A 17,508-nucleotide genomic window follows, 5' to 3' on the forward strand; every position below is an offset into this window, starting at 1 on the left:
TCGTCGCGTGAGCGCCGGCAGACTCCGCGCCCCTCTCTATGCGCCTTTGTTTTTCGGCTGCCATGTCGCGTACCACTCGTCGTCGAAAATCGCGTTGCATAGCTTGCGGTAGCAGTTATCCCAGGTGAATTCGGAGCCGGACCGCGGGCGCGGCGCAAAGCCGTTCGCGGCCCAGTCACGCAGCGCCACGGCAAGCGTTTTGGGATCATCTCCGGAGAAATAACACGCCTGGTCGCCTGCGATCTCGCGAAACACCGGAATGTCGCGTGCCAGAACCGGTAAGCCTGCCTGAAACGCCTCGACGATCGGCAAGCCGAACCCTTCGTTGACGGATGCCATGATGAGCCCTGAGCTCGCACTATAGAGAGCGCGCACCTCGCTATCGCTGCAGCGAGGCAGCCAATGCAACCGCTTCCCCAGTTCCGGGGAGCGGCGCAACTGCTCGGAGAACTGGTCCATCTTCCAGCCCTGCTTGCCGATGATGATCAGATTGAGGTTCTCATTGGCTTCCCATAGTTTTTCGAATGCCGCAAAGACCTGCGGGTGGCCTTTGCGAGGTTCGACCGTACCCACCATGATGACGCTGGGACGCAGCCGCGCGTTCTCGAGAGCGGCGAGGGTGGCCGACGAACTTTGCCCTTTGAGCTCTTCGCTGCGAAAGTCATTGCGAAAATCCGCGCCGAGATGAGCGAAGCCGATCGGCAGTGGTCTGTTTCGCAGACTGGGATCCTCGTCGAGCCAGGCGATTACATCATCGGCGACAGACCGGGAAATGCAAACAGCAGCGTCGGCGATGCCGAGAAGACTGCCGTACCAGTTCTCTGTTACGAGCTTGACGAAATCGTCGTTGAAGTACTGAGGGCATCGCAACGGCAACAGATCGTAGATGAGCACCACGATGCGCAGGCCGTTCAAGCGCAACCGCCGCAATTCGTCAAATTCGGCCGCCGTGATGATCGGATAAACGTCGGCGAGGAGCAGCACATCGCCGGCCCGGACATCGAACGGTGCTTCCGGCAGATCGAGGGGCGGCAGACCCAGCAGCGACAGCGGTCTGGCGTACGTATGGCGTAACAGCCCCTCGCGAATCCGTACAGCTTCGCTGCGCAAGCCGCGGGGCGGCGTTTCAAGTGCGCGGCGGGTAATCTCGCGTACGACCCGTTGAATGCCCGAACCCGAATCGATACGCGCCAATTCGGAGATATCGATCAGGAGCCGGCTATATCCTCCGCCGCGCGATGGCGACGGGAAGCTGCGCACGAGGCTGCGCGACGCGGCCGCTACTCCATTCGGCAGCGCCGACACAGCCTGGATATCGGTCTGCATTGTTTGCGCCACGACAGTGACGCCCGGCGTTGCATAGGCCTTTTCGATCGCATCGACGCACTGTTCGGCAGTGACTTCCGCCGACTCCTGCGGCGGCAGAACCGCGGTAAGCGTGCGCATCGCGTCGGCGCCGAAATGCTGGCTCAATACTTCCATCTCGCGATCCGAATACACGATCACGCCAACCGCTTCCTGCAGCACGGACAGGCTGCACGGATAGTGCCGCAGCGCAGCTTCAATGCCATTGTCTTCGGCAAAGCGCAAAGCAGGGTAGCCGTGCGCCTGCAGCAGTACAGCCCGGAACTCGTCGATGCGTCCGCGCTCACGGGCCGACGCGTACATCAAGTCGGACAGAACCGCGTCATGCAGGATCACCACGCCTGGGCAGCAGGGCAGCAGCGTTTCGATCTGGAAGCGATGAAACGGCGAATTGCCGATTTGATAAACGACGCGATCGAAACGCCCGGCCTGCGCGAGGAAGTCCGCCGGAGCGAGTCGCGGAAATCCCCACAGCAGGTGCTCCGAGGTTTCTTCCTCACTGACTAGCGTGATGTCGTAGTGGCGTGCGAGACGGGGCAGAAGGCTTGCGCTGTGCTCGGCCACACGGGTGGCCTGTGGCGGTAACGGGGACACGAAGGCCAGGCGGGGGCGTTTTGGAACGACGCTCGTGATCCGTGTGTGACCTTGTCGCGATCGGGCGTCATGGATCGTCTCGAGCGCATCCCAAGCCCGTTCGGCCGACGCGTGCCACGTAAATTGCGCGGCCTGGCGCGGGCCGTAGTTTGCGAGTTCCTGTTGAAACGACGGGTTCTCCAGTACCTTGCGCATGCAAGCGGCGATGGAGTCGGGATCTTCGGGGTCGAAGGTGGCATCCGCGCGTCCGATCACTTCGGGAAGACTCGTGGTGTTGCTGACAATGGTCGGTGCCCCGCACGCCATCGCCTCGCCGGCAGGCAACCCAAAGCCCTCATGCCGGGAAGGAAATACAAACAGACCGCACGCCGAATAAAGAGCCTGGAGGTCGTCCTCTTCCACGAAGGGGGTGTAGACAAGACTTTCGGTTGGGATGCCGAGTTGCGCCGCCTTTTGATACAACCTGGCGCGATCTCGTTGCCCCGCGATGAACAGCTGGTGTGTTCTCTGCAATTCCCGCGGCAGGCGCGCATAGGCTGCCAGCAAGCCGGCTTCATTCTTGTTCGGCGTGTCCGCGGCCAGAAACATGATGAACGAGTCGCGCAGGCCATAGCGTGCGAGCAATGCCGCGCGTTCATTAGCCGGCAACGATGTCGGATGGAACTGCGGCCCGATACCGGCGCGTATATTGAAGACTCGTTCGGGCGCGCAGGAAAGATGATCGATCGCCTCATTGCGGCTGGACTCGGAAATGGCGAGCAGCCCTTCGCACGACGTCAGTTCCTGAATGCCGCGGTAATACCACCGGGTGTGGGGCGAAGGTACGTTCGAGGTTCCGAAGAATTCGGCGTGCCGCAATAACGGAATGAGATCGTAAAAGGTCGCGACTACGGGCAAACGACCCAGTTGTCGCGGCAGGCAACCAACGACATCGTTGTCTTCGAGCACGCTGCACACATGCACGAGGTCCGGCTGAAGGGACGCAAGGAAATGCGCCCGCAGGGTTTCCGCGTAAGCAAGGCGTGGAGCATCATGGAGCAACGGTACGGCGCCGCGTGGCGGATGCCACACGCGGATGTTCTCGCGAGGCAGAACCGATGAGAAGGTCGCGATCAACTCCTCGGCTTTGTCCATGTAGACACCATTGAGCGCGATAGTGACCTCATGTGCTCGCGCATTGCGAACCATGGCCAGCGCAAGCTCCCGCGAATAGCGACCGATACCGCGGTCGCTGCCACTCCCTTGAGCTGCCTGCAAATCGATCACAAGACGCATAGTGTCAGTTTTTTTAGAGTGCAATGAAAATCGGGTTGGAGACGCTGACGATCAAGCCAATGTCGTCGTGCGAGAGTTGGACGTGCTGAGTTGCCGATACAGGCGCGCTTCTTCGGGGCTGAGATCGGTTGCACTTGCAGGAGTGGCCGCCGCTGCCTGTTCCTGCATTGCCGCGGTCTGCTCATACACGCGATAGCGGCGAGCCAGCCATTCCACCGGCCGCGGAGCGATGGCACGCATGAGCCGCAGGCCACGCTGACCTCCCGGCAGTCCGAGCAGAAATCGACCGGTGCGATGAAATACCTGTCGCGCCCGCTGTTTGGTGGGCTTCATACGCCGCACCATCCGCAGCGGCGCGGTCACCCGCCAGCACGTGCTGTTGAGCATCGCGGTGACCTGCTCGTTCGCTAGTCGCGCGGCGTGTTGCGCCGCGAGTGCGCTGCGTTGCGCGTCGTCGCCGCGGCGGGTTTGCTCGGCCAACGCAACGGCGGCCTGCAGGTTCGCCTGGCCAAGCGTGTCCGCCAACTGCTGCAACTGTTGCATGGCGGCGGACGAACGATTGTTTGCGGCCTGCGCTGTGCTTGCGAACTGTTCGACGGCCGCGGTTGCCTCACGTCTCACGGCATCCGCGTCACGCAGTGCCGCGGATGCCTGCTCGCCGATGCGCCGATTTTCTTGTGCTGCCGCCTCGCGGACCCGCTGCAATTCTGCGGCAGCCTGTTCGCGAAACTGCTGCAATTCCTGTTCGGCACGCTCGGCCCGCAGCAGTAAATCCCCAGGTGTCTGAAACGGATCGAACACGTTCGGTTGAACCCGGAAATGTTTTCCCAGTTCGTCCTTTTTTTCGTCGGCAACGTAGAAGCGGTTCAGACCATCGAACCAGGCGAAACTGTAGCCACTCGAAATCAGCATCGGCTCCCAGTCGCCGTAGGACTCCTGCTGCGAATTTGGCAGGGTTGCCTCGACAAGCACGATCCAGGGGCGAAAAAGGCGAAAGTCAGCGCCGGCCAGCACATCTGCTTCGGCACCTTCCACGTCGATTTTCAGAAAGTGAATCGGACCCTGGGGGCAGTGTTGCCGGCAGATCTCGGCGAGCGGCAGCGCCTCGACGATCTCTTCGGTCACCTCCCAGCCGGCCGTCCGATGGCGAGTCGCGATCGCTGCATCGACCGTGGAGAGGCCGCTGCCGCCGATCCGGTAGAAGCGGTACGATCGGGCCTCGCGAGCAGCGGCCACGCTGAGATTGATATCGTGAGGGCGCATTGCGCTCAACGAGTCGGAAAAACTCGCATCCGGTTCCAGATTGATGCCGTGCCAACCGTGATCGTAGAAAAGCTGCGTGACTGACGACACATGCGGGTCCGCTGCGCCGACATCGATATAAAAGCCGTTACGAATGTGCCCGAGCGCGCGCCAAAGCATGACGTCTTCTTGGTTCTGTGCGAAGGAAGTCAATGTCATGAAGGTTCAGAGCGTGAGGTTGATGGAGCGGCAAGGCATCTCTGAAATTCAGAGCATGCGGGTCAGGGTTTCACGCAGCGTCGGTACGTTCAGTGATACGCCGTTGGCCTGGAGCAGTTGGTTCAGCTTGTCGGGGTTGCCGCAAAGCCGGTGTACTTCGTTTTTGCGCACGAAGGCGGGATTCACCTCGATGGTCATCTTGTGGCCGGTGATCGCCTCGAACGTGTCGATGATCTCGCGTAGCGTGTAGGGCTTGCCCGTGCAGACGTTATAGGTTTCACCCGCCTGACCATGCGACAGCAGCGCCATATAGGCGTCGCAAATCAGTTGCACGTCGTTGAACTCCCGTTCGACGTCCAGATTGCCGAGCGCCACCGAAGCCGCACGCTCGGCAAAATGTCTGGCGAGCTTCGGAATCACGAAGTTGACGCTCTGACCCGCCCCTGTGTAGTTGAAGGGCCGGGTGATGACGATGTTCAGCCGCTCGGCGTAGGTTCTGGCCATGTATTCCATCGCCAGCTTGCTCATCGCGTAATGGTTCACCGGCGCCGGCGGATGCGCTTCGCTCAACGGCGATTGCTCGCTGTTGCCGTACACGTTGGCGCTGCTCGCGATCAGCACGCGCTGCGGCGCGGTCGGCAACTGCGCGAGCGCGTCGAGCAGATACGTCGTGCCGACCACGTTGACCGCGTAGAACGCGCTGAGGTCCGCGTGTCCGACAAAGCTGATCGCGGCCAGGTGGACGACGGCATCCGGCGCGATCCGGCTCACCTCGTCATGCAGCGCATCCTTGTCGGTGAGGTTCGCGTGCAGAGCGACGACGTCGTGTCCTTCCGCCGCGGCTCGCGCGGCGAGGTGGCGCCCGGTGAAGCCGTGCGCTCCGGTGATGAGGATTTTCAAAATGAGAACCCCTCGGTATTGCGGCGCAGGTCGGCCTCGACCATCATCTGGCACAGCTGTTCGAGCGTGGTGTGCGGTGCCCAGCCCAGTTTGGCTTTTGCCTTGGCCGGATCGCCGATCAGCAGCTCGACTTCGGCCGGCCGGTAGAACTTCGGATTCACGCGCATCACCGTCTTGCCGGTGGCGGTATCCACGGCCGATTCCTGCTCGCCGCTACCCTTGAATTCCACCGTGATGCCGGCGCCCTTGAAAGCCATCCGGACGAAGTCGCGTACCGTCTCGGTGCGATTGGTGGCGAGCACGAACGTGTCGGGCTCGTCGGCCTGCAGCATGCGCCACATGCCTTCCACGTACTCCTTCGCAAAACCCCAGTCGCGCTTCGCATCCAGGTTGCCGAGTTCCAGCACGTCCAGCTTGCCCAGCTTGATCTTGGCCACGGAGTCCGTGATTTTGCGCGTTACGAATTCCCGTCCGCGCAGCGGACTTTCGTGGTTGAACAGGATGCCGCTGGAACCGAAGATGCCGTAACTTTCGCGGTAGTTCACCGTCATCCAGTGCGCGTAAAGCTTCGCGACGCCGTAAGGGCTGCGGGGGTAGAACGGGGTCTCCTCGACTTGCGGGATCGCCTGCACCTTGCCGAACATTTCGGAGGTGGACGCCTGGTAGTAGCGAATCTTCGGGTTGGTGATGCGGATCGCTTCCAGCTGGTTCAACGCGCCGACGCCGGTGATCTGCGCGGTGGTCGTCGGCTGGTGGAAGCTGACGCCGACGAAGCTCTGCGCGGCGAGGTTGTAGACCTCGTCCGGCTGGGCTTCCTGCATCAGCGTGATCGAGTTGCCCAGATCGGTCAGATCGTATTCGACGAGCTGCAGGTCCGGATGGTTCTGGATACCGAGTTCCTCGATACGCCAGAAGTTGACCGAGCTCGTGCGGCGATACGTGCCATAAACGCGATATCCCTTGTTCAGAAGCAGTTCAGCCAGATAGGCGCCGTCCTGCCCGCTGATTCCGGTGATAACCGCGCATTTCTTCGAGAGCTGTGAATTGTTCATGAGTATGGATTGTCGGTGGTGGATTTCAGTGGAAGTCTGGTGCTCAGGCCGAAGCGAGCGGACGTAACGAAAGCGATTGGCGATCCAGCCCGGGATTGAACATGGGATCGTTGTACAGATAGGTTCGCCAGCGCTTGAGAAAACGGTTCAGGTCGGTGCCGGGCGGTGCCGTTTCCCCGCGTGAGGCCTTTTCATGATGAACCAGCTCGGCATGCGGCGTGTAGACGATGCGGTAGCCGAGCATCTTCAGCCGCAGACACATGTCCACATCGTTGAATTCCAGTGTGAACACTTCGTCGAAGCCGTTGATTTCTTCGAGCACCGAGCGCCGGGTCGCAAACACCGCCCCCGTGACCATCGACCACTCGCGATGGACGATGGCCCAGTCCTGGTAGGTCGGTTGATCGGCAGGGCAGCCGAGCCACGTGTGAGCGCACGTGCTGATCAGGCCGCCGGCCATCCCGGCATGTTGCAGCGTGCCGTTCGGATACAGCAGCCGCGCGCCGGCGCCGCCGACATCTTCCTGCATCGAAAAAGTCAGCAGCGCCTGTAGCCAGTCGGTCGATTCGCTGGTGATGTCGTCGTTCATCAGCACGACTTGCTCGGTCTGGCTCAAGCGCCAGAGCTGATTCATCTTCTTCGCGTAGTTGAACGGTTCGCCGGGCGCGCGCGTGGTGACGATGCGCGTCAACGCGAAGGGCCACGGCCGGTCGGCGTACGCTGAGCCGTCGGACAGGTCATCGCCGACGATCACATGCAGCCTGTCCATCGGATAGTCGAGGCGCGCGATGGTTTCGAGCAATCCGGTAATGAACGGACGGCTTTGCGCGCCGCCGTCTGCTGTCGCGGGGCGGCCCTGGCGAGTGGGAATGCACAACGTGACCGGAGGCATTTCGTTGGCATTGCGAGTCAATTGCAGCGCGTACGGCGCGATACCCGGCTTCAGCTCGAAATGTATTCGATCCTGCCCCAGCCAGTCCTCGATCACACGCTGACGCTCTTGCGTTGGAATCTGCGGATAGCGTTTGTCGCGCGTCGCCAGTACTTCTGCGATGCGGCTGATAGGGACGCCGGTTTGCACCGCTTCGAGCAGCAGTGCGTAACTGAAGGCTGCCCCATACGCCGCCGCGGAAGGGAGAAGTTTGGTCAGGACATTCGCCTGAACGGCGATCGGCAGGCCGATATAGTCATAGGCGAGCAACAGCGCGAGGTCGAAGTCCGGACGCAGATCGAGCGCCTTCTCGCGGCGCAAACGCTGATCCACGTAGAAGATGCCGATGTCGGGCCTGCCCATCGCTTCGCGTTGCAAAGCCGGACCAAATTCGGCGGTGATTTCAGTGCCGGCATCGCTGAGCACATACCAATGCGCGCCGCCCTGAATTTGTGGCGTGCGGCCTTTCGCGTCCCGCAGTGCACCCTCGGCGGTAACGGTCAACGGAATCAGAAAAGCTTGCGACAAGAGATTTTGCATGGAATCAGGACCGTCGTTGTGGCGCGAGAAGTTGCTCGATGCTTTGCTGAATCAATGCGCCGACCCGCTCGGGCGACAAGTCCGTGGCGATGCGCGCCCGTGCCCTGTCTCCGATTGCATGATCGCCTTTTTCGACCAGCGCGGCGGCTTTTTCGAGCGACTCGGCCAGATGGTCTTCGTCGACCTGGGCCCAGACGTTGCCCGTCGTATAGGCGCCATGATCGTCTTGCAGCGCGGTGACGGCATAGCGAACGGGAAACCCGCAAGTGTCGTCGAGGAAATCGCGCGTGCCGCTGTAGTCGGTGGCGACGACGATCTTGCCCATTGCCATCGCCTCGGCCACCGTCAGGCCGAAGCCTTCGGCGCAATGGGGCGACGCGTAAATGTCGGCCATTGCCATCAGATTGCGCATGGTGTCGAGATCGAGCGCACGGTTGATCAGCACGACGCCATCCGCCGCATCGCACAGCTGCTGTAACTGGTTGCCCTGCTGCGGCATGTCGAACAGGTGCTTGGTCTTCAGCACCAACTTCCAGCCGGACCGTCCCAACCGGGTTCGCGCAAAAGCGCGCACCAGCGCAAAGGGATTTTTACGAACCAGATAGCTCGAGCCGTCGAACGCATAAAGGATCACGCGGTCTTCGGCATCGAGGCCGATTTCCGTTTTGGTGCGGCGAATCTTGTCAGGACCTGGAAGGCTTGGCGGGACCGTCACCACGTACGGGATCACGTGAACAGGGGCGTCGGTGCTCGCTGCGAAAGCCTTCTGACAATAGCGACTCGGAGCCCAGATGGCATCGACCGAACCGAATGTGGGATGCCAGTAGTTCGGGATATCTTCCGTTTCCCAGACGAACAGCCCCAGTTTCAACCGGGCGCGCTCGATCGCCTGCTTCTGTTCTTCGATCAGGAGTGCGGGCCAGGCCTCCGGGTTCAAATGGATGGCTACGACGTCCGCCGGACCGGAGAAATCGTTGATATCCAGCGGCAAGGCCATCCGCCGATGAATGTGGAAGGGCCGCTTGACCGGTGCGAGATTGAGCGCGTACGGCGTGCGTCGTAATGCGGACACATAGGATCGGCTGGCAACGCCGAGGCCGTTTGCGTAGTTCCACGGGCCGATCAGCTGGATGGCCGGCTTCAGTGCGGAGCCGGGCAGGTGCCGGGGCAGCGTGGACTGCCGCGGCACGCGCGACGGCGCCGCATTGCCGGCCGGATCCGGATTGGCGGCAGCTACCTGAAGCGCGGGTTCGGCCAGCGCCACGTCGTAGCCATGCGCTAGCAGCACTTCACGCCAGCCGCTGCTGTCCATGCCTTCGATCTTGTCGCGCAACGCCATCACCTTGACGAACGGGAAGCCATCCTCGATCAGATTCTTCCAGTCGAAAAGCGTACGGTTGTCGCGGTTCTCGGACGGGAACATCACGGTGTGAGAAATTCCACCGGCCCGCAGCGTAGGGGCGAACTTGAGTTCGTACCGTTGAATGACCTCGTGCTTCGTCGGCAGAATCACGACGTTATTCAAGAAATCCTGCAGAACGGGCGACGCCAGTGCGCGGCGGCGCAGCGCGAGGAAAAAGCTCTGAATGTGCCACTCGTATTCCCAGCTCTCCGTGATGCCGACCATATCGCCGGGCGCCGAACGCACGCGAGTCAGCAGCTTCTCGAAAAGCGAGTCGTTGAGGGGGCCGATCACGCTGTCGTTGAGCAAGTAAAGCGTGTCGGCGTCGAACAGTTCCGGTTGGACCTGTAGCACATGCGCCCAGGCGGCGAAGTCGAACCCGAGGTTCTCGCGCACAACCAGCGTATCCACCTCGTCAAGCGACAGTGCATCGGCGTCAAACCAGTTTGCGTCCGCCGCCACGATCAGCGTGACATCGATGCCATGCCGGCGCAGTGCGGCGATATACGGGCGCACATGCGGCTTGAGCTTGCCGTCGGGCGAGTGGGTGACGAACAACGCGACCTCGCGCCTGTCGCGCGTCGCTTTGCGATACTCGATCACGGCGTCAGTCACAGGCTTGCCGAGCGGCGCGCCGGACTCGTCGGTTGGTTGCGTGCTGGCGAGGCCGGTACCGAAAAGCGCCTGCTGACGCCGTGCTCGCAGAAAAGCGATACGTGCGGGCATCCGGTGAGGAGTCGCTGCCCACCATAGGGCCTTCATTCCGCGGCGCAGCGTTGAGCGGACCGATGTTGGGATACGGATCATGGTTCCTCTGAGCGGTGCTGTCACTCGCCAGGAAGTACTGGTCATCAGCGCTGTGACGCGCTCGTTGGCTCGTTGCGCGTCGCGTCGCAATTCGTCGTTAAGCCGGTCCTGTTCCGCAAGTGCCTCGTTGGACCGGCGCGTCGCTTCCTCGAGGTTTTGCGCCATCTGCTGAATAGCATCGGTCGCGCGCTGGTTCGCGGCATCGGCTTCGTGCGCGGACCGCTCCACCGCCCGGAGTGCTTCGCGGCTTACGGTATTGGCCTGCGCCAGGGACTCGGCGGCCTGTTCGCGAATCTGCTGCACTTCCTGCGCGGCTTGCTCGCGAACCTGTTGCATCTCCTGCGTAACCTGCTCGCGAGTGTGCTGCAGTTCCTGTTCGGCGTGCCGGGCGCGTTGCAGTAACCGCGCAGGCGGCTGAAAGTCGTCGAAGACATTGGGCTGAACATGGAAATGCTTTCCCAGTTCCTCTTTCATTTCGTCGGCCAGATAAAACCGGTTTAAGCCGTCGAACCAGACGAAGCTGTAGCCTTGCGAGGTAAGCGTCGGCTCCCATGCATGAGACTCTTCCTGCGACAACGGCAGGGTGGCTTCCACGAGCACGATCCAGGGGCGGAAACGGTGGAAATCCGCGCCCGCCAGCACGTCGCCTTCGGCGCCTTCCACGTCGATCTTCAGGAAATGAATCGGACCATGGGGGCGATGCAGTTCGCAGATATCCGCCAGTGGCAGCGCGTCGATCGTCTCTTCAACCACGTCCCATCCGCTGGCGCGATGACGTGCGGCGATCTCGGCGTCGAAGGTCGAGAGGCCGGTGCCGTCGATTTTGTGGAAGACATGCGAAGCGGCTTCGCGACCGGCAGCCAGTTGCAGATTGATGTCATGCGGACGCGCGGCGCTCAGCAATGCGAAATAGGCCGACTGCGGCTCCAGGTTGATTCCGTGCCAACCCCGATCGTAGAAGAGTTTGGTTACTGACAGATCTTCCGGGTCGGCCGCGCCTACATCGATATAGAACCCGTTGCGCACGTGACCGAGCGCACGCCACAGCATGATGTCTTCCTGGTTCTGCGCGAAGGAAATCAATGTCATGAATGGTCAAGCCGTGATGTGAGTGGTGTCATGAAATACATCTACCATGATTGACTGATGAGTCACAAAGGGCGACGCCATTTTTATCGTGCGCGGCGGATGCATGGCCAGGTGCAACGTTTGCACAACGTTCACGACTCATCGTCTCCGATGCCGACGGCACGGCGGTTGTGATCGCCTGCGGGATGTCGCTCGCGATGCGCCCTTCAGATCAGGCTGTACGAAGCTGCAAGCCGATAACATTGACGCGCTCGTATTGCGAGGCCCCGACTACCGGATGAGTCGGCAGAGCGGCCTGCAAACTTGACGCGAATAATGTTTGGGCGCGTTGAGCAAAGCGTCGCCGATCTTCGGGGGACGAAGGCCGGCGCTGCGAAATGCTCGACCTGTCAGGCCCGCACGATTTCGTTCGAACGCACTCGCTAGCGATGCGTGTCCCGGTCACTGTCGCCCATAAATATCCTCGAAGCGCACGATGTCATCCTCGCCCAGATATTCGCCGCTCTGCACTTCGATCATCACCAGATCCAGCACGCCCGGGTTCTCGAGGCGGTGTTTATGGCCGGCGGGGATGTAGGTCGACTCGTTCGTACTAACGAAGATGTCCCGTTCGCCATTGACGACCTTGGCCATGCCGCTGACGACAATCCAGTGCTCGCTGCGGTGATGGTGCAACTGCAAGCTCAGGCTGGCGCCCGGCTTGACCACGATGCGTTTGATCTTGAAGCGCGTGCCTTCTTCCAGCACGGTATAAGTGCCCCACGGACGGGTCACTGTGCGATGCAGCTTGTAGGCTTCGTGATCCTGTTTCTTGAGTCTCGCCACGACCTTTTTAACGTCCTGTGCCTTGTCGGGGTGAGCTACGAGCAGGGCATCGGGCGTATCGATGATCATCAGGTTCTCGACGCCCACGGTGGCTACCATGCGGTTCTGGCTATGCACATAGGTATTACTGCTATCGACGAAGATCGCTTCGCCGGTGGTGCGGTTGTTGTCTGCATCCGGCGTCGACAATTCGCGCACTGCGACCCACGAGCCGATGTCGCTCCAGCCGAAGTCGGCGGGCACCACGGCGACCTTGTCGGAGCGCTCCATCACTGCATAGTCGATGGAAATATCGGGAACCTGAGAGAAGGACTGCGAAGGGATTTCGAGCATCGCGCCGTCGTGCGGCATCGACGCCCAGCAGGCCTCGACCGTGGTCGCGACATCGGGTGCGTTGCGGGAAATTTCGTCGAGGATCGTCCCTGCCTTGAAGCAGAACATTCCTGAGTTCCAGTAGAAATTTCCGGCCTCGATGTATTCGCGAGCCGTTTCTACATTGGGCTTCTCGACAAAGCGCAACACCTGTTTGCCGCTACCCAGGGGGGCGCCTGCCTCGATGTAGCCAAAACCGGTTTCCGGCGCGCTGGGCACGATGCCAAACGTGACCAGATGATCTTGCTGGGCGAGGCTGACGGCCGCCTCGACGGCCGCCTCGAAGCGCGCCTGGTCCTGTATGAGATGGTCCGCGGACAGAACCAGCATCAGCGCATCGCGGCCGTGCTTCGCGGCTATGCAGTGCGCGGCCATCGCCACGGCCGGGGCCGTGTTGCGCCCCGCGGGTTCGAGCAGGAAGGCGCCGGCCTGAGCGGGCTTCGCCAGGGCCAGTTCATCCTTGCTCATGAAGTAGTACTCACGGTTGGTGACCGTCAGGATCTCAGCGTCCGTGCCAGTTGCCGCCGCTGCCCGCCGGTACGTCTTGAACAGCAAACTATCCCCGTCAGCCAGTTTCATGAAGGGCTTGGGATAGCCCTCACGGGAAACAGGCCACAGTCGGGTTCCGGCACCGCCGGAAAGTATGACGGGAATCAGCATAGTTCTGATCATCACCTTCCTGAAGATAATGCCTCGATCTTACCCTGTAACCGCCGTCAATCGGTCAAAAGACATGCTCTTAACAATTCGTGACAGTCAACCGGCAGATTGCGTGTTGCAGGGCATCGCAAGGCAGCGTTGTACGACCCGGCGCCATGAGTGAAACGGTTAACTTGCGTTGAGTTATGGCCGTTACGAACTACACTTGAATACATCAGACATTTGGCTTTGCCACCCGAAGCACAGACTTATCGCCATTTCCCGCTCGCTGGATTCATTAGCCTTCTTAAGCGTCTGGCGATGCTGTTCATCCGGTCCATCGGCGTGTGCGAAGTCTTTGCAGTCCAGAGGGTTTCAATCTCATCCATGCGAATCGCCATTGTTAGTTCTCCACGTAGTGGAAGTAGCTGGGTGCGCTCGGTGCTGGCGAACAGTCTTGATCTACGCGAAATCGCGGTCCATAACTATCTCGACGCACCAGCCCCATTGCCGCCGCGCTGCATAATTCAGGTCCACTGGTATCGCGAGCCGAACTTTCAACGTTTCCTCGTGGAAAACGAGTTCAGGTCCGTGGTAATCGGGCGTCACCCGCTGGATGTTCTCCTCTCCGTTCTGCAATTCATTCGCCACGAACCCGAGACCAGTCAGTGGTTGCTGGGTAACGCGGAAATTCCTCTGGAACTGGCGGGCCAGTCGCCGAGCTCCGATGCGTTCGCGGACTATGCATTGGGGTGGGGTGCCGAAAATCTTTTGTCGGTTACCTATCAATGGTGGCATGACGAGCACGCGCTGCGGGTCCGGTACGAGGATCTGGTGAAGGGCTCGAACGAAAAGTTCGTTGCGCTGGTCGGAGCTCTCGCAAGCGAGGCGCCACGACAGCGGTTGGACGAATCACTGCAACGCTTCGATTTCAACTATTTCCACTCGTTGCCGAATCAGCACGGCTGGCAAGGGCGTGCCGGTCTTTGGCGGCGGTTGATACCCGCGAGGACGGCGCGGGCGATTTACAGAAGGCATCGCCATCTTTTTGACGCTCTCGGCTACGACGTTCCGTGGACGCTGACGACGCGCCAGCAGGCGATGCGCAATTGGGAAGCTTTGAGTTAATCGCATCGCACGCCGACTAGTAACGCGGCGACGGTGTCGTTATTACTGGTGGCAACGCGTGGCCATGCCAGGTTTTACCGATGTGCGGTCATGCCGACTACCATTGCAGTGATTGGTGAACCAACTCCAACGCGGCAGTTTGCGCCGAAGCCAGACCAATTTGCCTGTAGCAAGTCACCCGCGTAACAAACAGAAACCCCAGTTGCGCAAACCGCTCATTTTCAGCACACTAATCGCTTTGCTGACCCCGTTTAAACAACTCAAGCGCTCCCCCGGCGCCGATCGCCGCCTTCCCCGATGACAGTGAGTGCGGTACCTAGTATGAATCACGGCATAGTGACCGTGTCGGTGGTCGTCTTCCATCCTGACCAGCAACTGCTCGCACGGACCTTGGCCAGTCTCGCGCAAGCCAGCACAGCATTGGCGCGCGTCGCGCCGGGCGTGTCGGTTCATCTCTATCTGATCGATAACGGCGGCATGCCCGAGATGGGCGAGAGCCTCGCCGGGCTGTCACAGGCCGGCATCGATTGCACGGTGCTCGCCGGCCACGGCAACGTCGGCTACGGTCGCGGCCACAATCTCGCGATCGAGCAGGCGAACAGCCAGTTTCACCTGATCCTGAATCCGGACATCGACATCGATGCGCAGGCGCTCGTAGCCGCCCACGAGTTCTTCGAAGCCCATGCCGACACCGGCTTGCTCGCGCCACGAGTGAACGACGACGCCGGCCGCGAACAATATCTGTGTCGTCGCTTCCCGACCCTGCTGGTGTTGCTCGCGCGCGGCTTCCTGCCGTCGGTGCTGCGCCGGACCCTGTTCGCGAAGCGCCTCGCTCAGTATGAAATGCGCGATGTGATCGACGGCCGTTCCATCGTCTGGGATCCGCCGATCATCAGCGGCTGCTTCATGCTGTTTCGCACGGACGTGCTCAAACGGATCGGCGGCTTCGACCCGCGTTACTTCCTGTATTTCGAGGACTACGATCTGAGCTTGCGCACGCATGAAGTCGCCCGCGTCGCTTATGTGCCGCGCGTGACTGTCGTGCACCACGGCGGCGGCGCATCCCGCAAAGGCTCCGCCCACATCCGCATGTTCGCCGCGTCCGCCTACAAATTCTTCAACCGCTTCGGCTGGAGGCTGTGGTGAGCCGCGTTGTCGTGACCGGCGCGAACGGCTTCGTCGGCCAGGCCGTCTGCCGGCTCGCGCTGGCGGCGGGGCACACGGTCACCGCGCTGGTGCGCCGCAAGGGCACGGTCATGCCCGGCGTAACCGAATGGGTCCACGACAGCCCCGATTTCGCCGGACTCGACGCCGCGTGGCCGGCCGACCTGCAGGCCGACTGCGTGATCCATCTGGCCGCCCGCGTCCACGTGATGCACGACCAGTCGCCCGACCCCGACGCAGCCTTCGACGCGACCAACGTAGTTGGCGCGCGACGCGTCGCCGAGGCCGCGCACGCTCGCGGCGTGCGCCGTTTCGTGTTCGTCAGCAGCATCAAGGCGGCGGGAGAGCGCGACGGCGGAGTGCCTTTGAGCGAGGACGCGGCCGCGCCGCAAGACGCCTACGGCCGCTCGAAACTGCGTGCGGAGCGGCAACTCGCGCAGTTCGGCGCGTCGACCGGTCTGGAGGTCGTCAGCGTGCGTCCGCCGCTGGTCTACGGCCCGGGCGTGCGCGCAAACTTTCTCAGCATGATGAACGCGGTCTCGCGCGGCTTGCCGCTGCCGCTGGGCGCGGTCAAGTCGCGCCGCAGCCTCGTCTACGTCGATAACCTCGCGCACGCGCTATTGCACTGCGCGACCGACCCGCGCGCGACCCACGGCTGTTTTCACGTCGCCGACGACGATGCGCCCACCGTCGCCGAATTGCTGCGGATGGTCGGCGACGCGCTCGGCCGTCCGGCGCGGCTCGTGCCGGTGCCGGTCGGCGCGTTGCGCTTGCTCGGCAAGCTCACCGGGCTCGGACCGCAGATCGGCCGGCTCACCGACAGCCTGCAGCTCGACACCGGCCGTCTGAAACGCGAACTCGGCTGGCAGCCGCCTTACACGACCCGCGAGGGTCTGGCCGCCACCGCCGCGTGGTACCGGTCGCGCGACCAACGACAATAACCGACATGAGCCTTTCACTTGCATCGTGGCCCGCCGTGGCGGGCGTGTTCGTGGTCGCGGCGATCGCATCGACCGCGATCCTGCGCGTTCTGCTGGGCACCGGCCTCGCGTGGCGGCTGGCCACCGACATTCCGAACGCCCGTTCGCTCCATGTGCGCCCGACCCCGCGGGTCGGCGGCTGGGGCATCGTGCCGGTGTGCGTCGCGGCGATCTTGTGGCTGGCGCCGTCGATGTGGCTGATCGCGGTGGCGGCGGCCGGTCTCGCGGCGTTATCGCAGATCGACGACCGCCGCGGCTTGCCCGCGCGCGTGCGCTTCGCCGGTCACCTGCTCGCGGTCGCGTTGCTGCTGATCGTGTATCCGGCGGCCGCGCCGTGGTGGCTGCTGGCGGGCATCGGTTTCCTGATGCTGTGGCTGATCAATCTCTATAATTTTATGGACGGCGCCGACGGTCTGGCCGGCGGCATGGCGCTGTTCGGCTTCGGCGCGTACGGCATCGCGGCAATGACGGCCGGCCAGCCGGCCATGGATCTGGTGGTCGCGGCGGCGGCGGTGGCGGGCGCCGCGCTCGGCTTTCTTCTGCTCAATTTCCATCCCGCCCGGCTCTTTCTGGGCGACGCCGGCTCGATTCCGCTCGGCTTTCTCGCCGGCGCTCTCGGCTACTGGGGCTGGCGCAACGCGCTGTGGCCGGTGTGGTTTCCCGCACTGGTGTTCGCGCCGTTTATCGCGGATGCATCTGTAACACTGCTGAGACGTTTGTTACGCGGCGAAAGGTTCTGGGAGGCGCACCGCGACCATTACTATCAGCGGATGGTGCGCTCCGGCATGAGCCACGCCCGGATGGCGGGCTACTGGTACGCGGTGATGCTGGGCGGCATAATGCTTGCTCTATGGGCACTGCAACAGCCCGAACTCCAGCAGTGGGCGATCGTCGCCGCGTGGTGCTGCATGTTGGCGTGCATGGGCGTCGCTATCGATCTACGCTGGAGACGCGTTGAAGCCGATACTGCCAGCACGAAATAAA

At 61.9% G+C, this 17,508-nt stretch carries 11 protein-coding genes; 4 read left to right on the plus strand and 7 right to left on the minus strand.

What is annotated here, in order from left to right; translation table 11 throughout:
• Positions 1 to 36 precede the first annotated feature (36 nt).
• The 7 genes from BTH42_RS03385 to BTH42_RS03415 all read right to left on the minus strand — a co-directional run bounded on the left by BTH42_RS03385 (position 37) and on the right by BTH42_RS03415 (position 13,273).
• The gene (locus BTH42_RS03385; protein ID WP_075295766.1) at positions 37 to 3,234 is read right to left on the minus strand and encodes a glycosyltransferase family 1 protein; all 3,198 of its coding nucleotides are present in this window, start codon (positions 3,232 to 3,234) and stop codon (positions 37 to 39) included.
• Positions 3,235 to 3,285: 51 nt separating this feature from the next.
• Positions 3,286 to 4,695, minus strand: coding sequence for an FkbM family methyltransferase (locus BTH42_RS03390; RefSeq protein WP_075295768.1), 1,410 nt, complete (start codon positions 4,693 to 4,695; stop codon positions 3,286 to 3,288).
• 48 nt (positions 4,696 to 4,743) lie between these two features.
• A complete protein-coding gene (locus BTH42_RS03395; RefSeq protein ID WP_075295770.1) occupies positions 4,744 to 5,595 on the minus strand; it encodes a GDP-mannose 4,6-dehydratase in 852 nt (283 codons plus the stop codon).
• Positions 5,592 to 6,647 carry a GDP-mannose 4,6-dehydratase gene (gene gmd, locus BTH42_RS03400; protein WP_075295772.1) on the minus strand — a complete coding sequence of 352 codons (1,056 nt, stop codon included), beginning with the start codon at positions 6,645 to 6,647 and terminating at the stop codon, positions 5,592 to 5,594. Before gmd ends, BTH42_RS03395 begins: the two co-directional genes overlap by 4 nt.
• A gap of 43 nt (positions 6,648 to 6,690) precedes the next feature.
• A complete protein-coding gene (locus tag BTH42_RS03405; RefSeq protein ID WP_075295774.1) occupies positions 6,691 to 8,118 on the minus strand; it encodes a glycosyltransferase family 2 protein in 1,428 nt (475 codons plus the stop codon).
• A 4-nt stretch (positions 8,119 to 8,122) separates the two neighbouring features.
• Positions 8,123 to 11,416 carry an FkbM family methyltransferase gene (locus BTH42_RS03410; protein ID WP_075295776.1) on the minus strand — a complete coding sequence of 1,098 codons (3,294 nt, stop codon included), beginning with the start codon at positions 11,414 to 11,416 and terminating at the stop codon, positions 8,123 to 8,125.
• Between the two features lie 441 nt (positions 11,417 to 11,857).
• Positions 11,858 to 13,273: a mannose-1-phosphate guanylyltransferase/mannose-6-phosphate isomerase gene (locus BTH42_RS03415; protein ID WP_075296102.1), complete on the minus strand. Its 1,416-nt coding sequence runs from the start codon at positions 13,271 to 13,273 to the stop codon at positions 11,858 to 11,860.
• 411 nt (positions 13,274 to 13,684) lie between these two features.
• Here BTH42_RS03415 and BTH42_RS03420 point away from each other — a divergent pair, with 411 nt between their 5' ends.
• The 4 genes from BTH42_RS03420 (at position 13,685) to BTH42_RS03435 (ending at position 17,507) form a co-directional block, all read left to right on the plus strand.
• Positions 13,685 to 14,380 carry a hypothetical protein gene (locus tag BTH42_RS03420; protein ID WP_143751960.1) on the plus strand — a complete coding sequence of 232 codons (696 nt, stop codon included), beginning with the start codon at positions 13,685 to 13,687 and terminating at the stop codon, positions 14,378 to 14,380.
• 321 nt (positions 14,381 to 14,701) lie between these two features.
• Complete coding sequence (locus BTH42_RS03425) at positions 14,702 to 15,526, plus strand: glycosyltransferase family 2 protein (protein WP_256701751.1); 825 nt, start codon at positions 14,702 to 14,704, stop codon at positions 15,524 to 15,526.
• A complete protein-coding gene (locus BTH42_RS03430) occupies positions 15,523 to 16,485 on the plus strand; it encodes an SDR family oxidoreductase (RefSeq protein WP_075295781.1) in 963 nt (320 codons plus the stop codon). Before BTH42_RS03425 ends, BTH42_RS03430 begins: the two co-directional genes overlap by 4 nt.
• A gap of 5 nt (positions 16,486 to 16,490) precedes the next feature.
• On the plus strand, positions 16,491 to 17,507 hold the full coding sequence (locus BTH42_RS03435; protein ID WP_178392113.1) for a glycosyltransferase family 4 protein: 1,017 nt from the start codon (positions 16,491 to 16,493) through the stop codon (positions 17,505 to 17,507).
• The last annotated feature ends 1 nt before the right edge of the window (position 17,508 follow it).

The sequence above is a fragment of the Burkholderia sp. SRS-W-2-2016 genome, assembly GCF_001931485.1.
In the GTDB taxonomy this organism is placed as follows: domain Bacteria; phylum Pseudomonadota; class Gammaproteobacteria; order Burkholderiales; family Burkholderiaceae; genus Paraburkholderia.